Origin of the sequence: Pseudoalteromonas sp. CO109Y, assembly GCF_004208935.1 — a bacterium.
GTDB classification, from domain to species: Bacteria; Pseudomonadota; Gammaproteobacteria; order Enterobacterales; family Alteromonadaceae; genus Pseudoalteromonas; species Pseudoalteromonas shioyasakiensis.
In genome coordinates this window covers 1-1,427 of sequence record NZ_SGPD01000046.1, presented here as the reverse complement: position 1 = coordinate 1,427, position 1,427 = coordinate 1, and the positions used below count along the sequence as shown (strand labels likewise).

At 41.5% G+C, this 1,427-nt stretch carries 1 protein-coding gene; it reads left to right on the top strand.

What is annotated here, in order from left to right; translation table 11 throughout:
- Positions 1–95 precede the first annotated feature (95 nt).
- Positions 96–1,418, top strand: coding sequence for an IS4 family transposase (locus tag EXT43_RS20465; protein ID WP_130167817.1), 1,323 nt, complete (start codon positions 96–98; stop codon positions 1,416–1,418).
- The last annotated feature ends 9 nt before the right edge of the window (positions 1,419–1,427 follow it).

Sequence of the window (1,427 nt, the reverse complement as noted above, 5' to 3'; positions counted from 1 at the left end):
TAATGCTGATCAGTTAAGAAGTTGATCAGTTGACCGATCAGAATGATCATGCACAATCCGTAGTTAGGCAACTAACTACGGATTTTTTTGTGAATATAGAACAAGCTCTTCATTCTGCTTTCGAAGAAAGCACTCGTTACCACACGTTTGAAAAATTATCTGAAATTTTATCTTCTGACCTGATTGAACAAGGCTTTCAACAAGCAGGAGTAGCCACAGTTAGAAAGCGCAGGTTGCCTTTAGAAGCTGTGCTTTGGTCTGTTATTGGCATGGCATTATTTCGTAAAGAGTCTGTCTGGAATATTGCGAATAAACTAGACATTATGCTGCCTGGCAAAAATCAGTTAGTCGCCCCGAGTGCCATGGTTCAAGCTCGCCAGCGATTAGGTGATGACCCCGTTAAGCAAGTCTTTAATAAAGCTGCTGATAATATGTACCATACAGAACAGTTTGACACGTGGGCTGGGTTAAATTTATTAGCGGTTGATGGCGTTGTTTGGCGTACGGCCGATTCAGATGAGAATCGTGAAGCATTCTCATCGGCTAGCAACCAATATGGTGATACAGGATTCCCACAAATTCGTATGGTTTGTCATATGGAACTCACCAGTCACCAACTGATAAGCAGTGAGTTTGATAACTATAAGACGAATGAAATGAAGCTTGCTGAACGACTGATTGAGCGTACACCTAACCATTCATTGACCATGTTTGATAAAGGGTACTATTCACTGGGCTTGTTAAATCGATGGCACAGCACTGGAGAAGAAAGGCATTGGCTAATACCTGCAAGACCTGATTTACAATACGAAGTCGTTTCTAAGGTTGGTAACAATGACCTGATAATTGAGCTCAAAACCACTAAGCATGCGCAAAAGAATTTCCCCGATGTTCCCGAAGTTATTAAAGCAAGACTGGTTAGTAAAACCATAAAAGGTAAAAATTACCGAATACTAACCTCGATGGTAGATAGACTTCGTTTTCCAAGTAGCGAAATAGTTGATTTATACAGCCATCGCTGGGAAATAGAATTAGGGTATCGAGAAATAAAGCAAACAATGCTAGATAGCACATACCACCTTCGGAGTAAGCGCCCTGATATGGTCAGACAGGAGCTATGGGGGATCCTCCTCGCATACAATTTAATTCGAAGGTTGATGACCCTAGCAGCAAAAGCTGAAGGAATATGGCCTAACCAACTCAGTTTCTCAAGCTGCTCGATGGCAGTTATTCAATACTTCTCATCAATATCAATTATGAGCCCCGGTAATATTCCAATTCACTGGGATCATCTGTTAGGTACGCTGAGACTATTTAAACTGCCACCTAGAAGAGAAGATAGGCGATACCCAAGAGCGATAAAGCCTAAGCCATCAAAGTACCCACATAAAAAAAGAAATGCCAGTCAGCTTAACTGACTGGCATTG